At 35.1% G+C, this 4,878-nt stretch carries 5 protein-coding genes, 1 tRNA gene and 1 pseudogene (1 of these 7 only partly in view); 6 read left to right on the top strand and 1 reads right to left on the bottom strand.

Features of this window, described 5'->3' with window-relative positions; genetic code table 11:
- Positions 1-387: 387 nt before the first annotated feature.
- Positions 388-459 (bottom strand) — tRNA-Gly (locus Q5O73_RS05195).
- 176 nt (positions 460-635) lie between these two features.
- Here Q5O73_RS05195 and Q5O73_RS05190 point away from each other — a divergent pair.
- The 6 genes and pseudogenes from Q5O73_RS05190 to nadA form a co-directional block, all read left to right on the top strand.
- Positions 636-1,178, top strand: a complete 543-nt coding sequence (locus Q5O73_RS05190; RefSeq protein WP_302669183.1) for a phosphatase PAP2 family protein — start codon at positions 636-638, stop codon at positions 1,176-1,178.
- A 72-nt stretch (positions 1,179-1,250) separates the two neighbouring features.
- The gene (locus Q5O73_RS05185; RefSeq protein WP_021952921.1) at positions 1,251-1,664 is read left to right on the top strand and encodes an Rrf2 family transcriptional regulator; all 414 of its coding nucleotides are present in this window, start codon (positions 1,251-1,253) and stop codon (positions 1,662-1,664) included.
- A 145-nt stretch (positions 1,665-1,809) separates the two neighbouring features.
- The gene (locus Q5O73_RS05180) at positions 1,810-2,553 is read left to right on the top strand and encodes a cell wall hydrolase (protein ID WP_118589557.1); all 744 of its coding nucleotides are present in this window, start codon (positions 1,810-1,812) and stop codon (positions 2,551-2,553) included.
- 215 nt (positions 2,554-2,768) lie between these two features.
- The gene (gene nifS, locus Q5O73_RS05175) at positions 2,769-3,956 is read left to right on the top strand and encodes a cysteine desulfurase NifS (protein ID WP_302629124.1); all 1,188 of its coding nucleotides are present in this window, start codon (positions 2,769-2,771) and stop codon (positions 3,954-3,956) included.
- Positions 3,957-3,973: 17 nt separating this feature from the next.
- On the top strand, positions 3,974-4,357 hold the full coding sequence (gene nifU, locus Q5O73_RS05170; RefSeq protein ID WP_021952918.1) for a Fe-S cluster assembly scaffold protein NifU: 384 nt from the start codon (positions 3,974-3,976) through the stop codon (positions 4,355-4,357).
- Between the two features lie 55 nt (positions 4,358-4,412).
- A pseudogene (nadA, locus tag Q5O73_RS05165) lies at positions 4,413-4,878 on the top strand (quinolinate synthase NadA) (it continues 448 nt past the right edge of the window).

Raw genomic sequence — 4,878 nt, 5'->3', positions numbered from 1 at the left:
TTCTTAGGTAATGATGCTGCACTTATATTGTTTGTTGGATAGTATGTAATCGAAGATACTATCATTGCAATGGCACAAATAATCGCACAAAATTTCTTCAACCTTTTCATTTCATAAACCTCTCTTTCATTTGATTAAATATTTATTTAAATTGTACACTTGTAAAGAGTTATTTATTAGTATCATATTTTTATATATGGGATTAATTTTTTAGGAAAGTGTTTTAATTTTAAGATTTTCCATATATATATGTGCAAACACAAAAAACTCCTAAGAAGCAACGACCGAGGCGGAAGCCGAGAAATCGAACCTTCGAGCCCGGGACTGGGCTCGCTTATGCAATAAAAATGGGCACCTGTTAAGGTACCCATTTTATTGCATAAGAAAAGCGCGAGACGGGGATCGAACCCGCGACCCCCTCCTTGGCAAGGAGGTGCTCCACCACTGAGCCACTCGCGCATTGTTTCGTGTGTGTCACACGCAAGACATATAATACTATATGGCAATGGCTTTGTCAACAATAAAATTAAAAAAAGTTAAAGTTTTCGTAATAAAGATATGAAAATGTTTATTTGCAAAGACAATAGGTTTGTGATTAAATATATAATAAACATAAATATAAAAGCGAGGTTGTTATGTCATTGGATTGGAATGTTTTAAACTGGATACAGGAAAACTTGCAATGTGATTTTTTAGATGTATTTATGAGTAAATTCACATTGTTAGGAGAAATGGGAATAATTTGGATTGCCATAGCCATAGGACTGCTTATTAGCAAAAAACATAAAAAAGCAGGATTGCTGGTACTTATTGGATTATTGTTAGGAGTTATAATAGGAAATGGAATATTAAAAAATCTGGTTATGAGATCAAGACCGTGCTGGATAAATACAGATTTTAATCTACTTATTGCAAATCCAAAGGATTATTCATTTCCGTCGGGACATGCATTGTCCTCAACTATTGCAGCAACAGTTGTTACATTATATAGGAAAAAATGGGGAATAATAGTTATTCCAATAACCGCTCTTATGGCTTTCTCAAGATTATACCTGTATGTACACTTCCCTACAGACATTTTAGGAGGAATTGTTATGGGAATTATCATTGGATATGTTACATATTTTTGTGGAAATAAAATTATTGACAGTGTAGGCAAAAAGAAGAATGCCTTATAGGTTAGGGAAAACACCAATTGATTTTCTTTAATCCCTATTATATACTAGGAATTAAAGAAGGAGGCAGTTAAAATGATGATTTCAACAAAAGGGCGTTATGCTCTAAGGGTTATGATAGATTTGGCACAAAATTCTAAGGAAGGATTTGTTTCCCTAAAGGACGTGGCAAAGAGACAGCAGATATCCATGAAATACCTTGAAATGATTGTGTCTATACTTAATAGAGGAAAAATGGTCAAAAGCCAAAGAGGAAAGGCAGGAGGCTACAGATTAATTAAAGATCCTTCAGAATACAGTGTAGGTTCCATTATAAAACTGGCGGAGGGTACCTTAGCACCGGTTTCTTGTTTAGAAGAAGGGGGAAGCTGTGACAGAATGGAGAAGTGTGTAACATATCCATTGTGGAAACAGTTAGATGAGGTAATAGATGATTACCTTGAAAATGTCACTTTGAAGGACTTGATGGATGGAAATGTAAAAAAATAAAAACATAAAAATAAAATAATTTAAGGCTTAAGTATTCTTGTGTTAATTAAGTGTTACGTAATCCTTATTGACAAATTACAAAAATTACGGCATAATTAACAACTGTGAAAACATTGTAATAATTTCGTAACAAACGGAGGTTAGGGTGAAGAGTAAAATATACGGGTTGCTTTTAGCGTCCCTTATGATAGTTACTTTATGTCCTTTAAGTGTGTCGGCGAAAAGTGTTAATAATAAAGCAAAAACAGTTACGGTTTCTCAAACAAATGATGTGATTACAGTTTCAAAGAATGTTAAGGTAAACAGCACTTTTTCAAGCCCGAAGGCTTTAGGCATAAAGAAGGCAAAATTAAAGCGTTTATACAATATAGTTTCAGATAATACAAAGGTTGCCACAGTTACGGCAGCAGGAACGGTTAAAGGTATTAAGAAAGGTGCCACAACCATTACGTTAACATCAAAGGCAGATGGTTCTGTATATGCTAAGATTAATGTAAATGTTAAGAACCGTTACAATAAGCAGAAGTTAAGACTTATGTCAGCTATTATTTATGCAGAAGCCGGTTCAGAGTGTTATGCAGGAAAGAAAGCAGTTGGTATTGTTATTATGAACCGTGTGCGTTCTAAGGATTTTCCGGGAACGTTAAAGAAGGTTATTTATCAGCCGGGACAGTTCGGACCTGTAAGAAACGGTTCATTAAAGAAAGCTTTAAAGTTATACGATGAAGGCAGACTTAATAAGAAATGCATTAAAGCTGCGAAAGCTACTCTTAATGGAGACAGGGTAGTGACTTACAAAAATGTAAAGACAGACATGAGTAGTTATTTATTCTTTAGTGGGTATGTAAGTGGTATGAGATTACAGATTCAGGGACATCAGTTTAAATAGTTTTTCTATAGATTTCACTTTAAGGAGATGTACCGCATTGGTTAAGGAGATTAATTAATGCGATACATCTTTTTGATATTGCTAAGAATGTATTGAATTAACTGTCAAATTAGTGCAAATAATACCTTTATAACAATTATGAATAAAGGGCTTTACAAATAAAACTATATGAAGTATAATTCCTATGAAAAAGATAGGAATAAGGAGGAAACATTATGTATATATACGCTGACAATGCGGCAACAACAAAGACAAGTCAGGCAGCTATTGATGCTATGGTTGACATTATGAACAATGTGTATGGTAACCCATCAAGCCTTCATACTGTAGGACAGAAGGCTAAAGAGGCATTAGAAAAGGCAAGAGTTGAAGTGGCACAGTGCTTAGGAGCTGATTTTAAGGAAATATATTTTACATCAGGCGGAAGCGAAGCTGATAACCAGGCAATTATTTCAGCAGCAAAGTTTGGTGCAAGAAAGAATAAAAAGCATATTATTTCCACTAAGATTGAACATCACGCAGTGCTTCACACATTAAATAAATTAGAAAAAGAAGGCTTTGAGGTTACACTTTTAGATATAGATGAAAGTGGAATTGTAAAACCTGAGGATGTGGAGGAGGCAATAAGAGAAGATACAGCTCTTGTTACCATAATGTATGCCAATAATGAAATTGGAACTATCCAGCCTATAGCAGAAATCGGAAAAATCTGTAAGGAGAAAGGGGTAATTTTCCACACAGATGCTGTTCAGGCAGCAGGACATCTTCATATTGATGTAAATAAAGAAAATATTGATATGTTATCATTATCAGGTCATAAATTCCACGGACCGAAAGGTGTTGGAGTATTGTTTGCAAGAAAGAATATTCCTCTGGTAAATATAATAGAAGGTGGAGCTCAGGAAAGAGGAAGAAGAGCAGGAACTGAAAATCTTCCGGCTATTGTAGGTATGGCAAAAGCATTAATGGATGCAACAAAAGCCATTGATGAAACAGCAGAAATTGAAATTAAATTAAGAAATCACCTTATTGAAGGGTTGGAAAAAATCAGTCATTCTATTTTAAATGGTGACAGAGAAAAGAGACTTCCGGGAAATGTAAATTTCTGCTTTGAAGGAATTGAAGGAGAGTCATTATTGTTATTATTAGATGCTAAGGGAATTGCCGCATCTTCAGGTTCAGCGTGTACATCAGGTTCCCTTGACCCAAGCCATGTACTTTTAGCTATTGGAAGACCTCACGAGATAGCTCATGGTTCTTTGAGACTTACTATCTGCCGTGATAATACAATGGAAGAAATTGATTACATGATAAAAGAAATAGCTAACGTTGTTGAATATTTAAGAGGAATTTCACCGGTTTGGGATGAACTGGAAAAAGGTGAAATTAAGCACATTATTTAATTTTTGGAGGTGTCAATATGTTATATAGTGAAAAGGTTATGGATCATTTCATGAATCCTAGAAATGTTGGAAAAATAGAAGATGCTGATGGCGTAGGTGAAGTGGGAAACGCAAAATGTGGCGATATAATGAAAATATATATTAAGGTTAATGACGGAATCATTACAGATGTTAAGTTTAATACATTTGGATGTGGCTCAGCAATTGCCAGCAGTTCCATGGCAACAGAAATGATAAAGGGAAAACCTGTATCAGAGGCATTGGAGCTTACCAACAAAGCAGTTGCAGAAGCACTTGACGGATTGCCTGCTCATAAGTTACACTGTTCAGTGTTAGCAGAAGAAGCAATTAAGGCTGCTATTGAAGATTACGAGAAAAAGAAAGAAGCTAAAAGCGAATAAAGACAAATCTTTTGCCATGGATTTTTTCTTTTAGCTTACAGGAAAGAGTGAATTTATGATAAAAGATTTACAGGAAGAAATTTTAAAGTTAAAAAAGGAAAAGGATATTTGCATTTTAGCCCATTGTTATCAGAATCCTGAGATTTTAGAGGTGGCAGATTTTACCGGAGACAGCTTCGGGCTTTCAGTAGAGGCTGCAAAGACCAGTGCTAAGACAGTAATTATGTGCGGCGTCAGATTTATGGCTGAAACAGTGAAGATTCTTTCACCGGATAAAAAGGTAATACTGTCAAATGCAGACGCAGGCTGTCCCATGGCAGAAATGATGGACAAGGATTTAATTGAACAGGTTAAGAAATCCTATCCGGATTATACTGTGGTGGCATATATTAACACAACAAGTTCCCTTAAGACTATTTGTGATGTTTGCGTTACATCTTCATCAGCAGTGACTATTTGCAAAAAAATAGAAAATGATAAAATCTTATTTATACCTGACTGCAATTTAGGTGCGTGGGTAG

This window comes from Eubacterium sp. AF15-50, assembly GCF_934835595.1.
GTDB lineage: Bacteria > Bacillota > Clostridia > Lachnospirales > Lachnospiraceae > Eubacterium_G > Eubacterium_G segne.
This window is presented reverse-complemented; position numbering and strand designations above follow the sequence as displayed.

Bases quoted from the DNA above. Each gene is read 5' to 3' on its own strand.
- Q5O73_RS05190 (WP_302669183.1), top strand. From the start codon at position 636: ATGTCATTGGATTGGAATGTTTTAAACTGGATACAGGAAAACTTGCAA.
- Q5O73_RS05185 (WP_021952921.1), top strand. From the start codon at position 1,251: ATGATGATTTCAACAAAAGGGCGTTATGCTCTAAGGGTTATGATAGAT.
- nifS (WP_302629124.1), top strand. From the start codon at position 2,769: ATGTATATATACGCTGACAATGCGGCAACAACAAAGACAAGTCAGGCA.
- nifU (WP_021952918.1), top strand. From the start codon at position 3,974: ATGTTATATAGTGAAAAGGTTATGGATCATTTCATGAATCCTAGAAAT.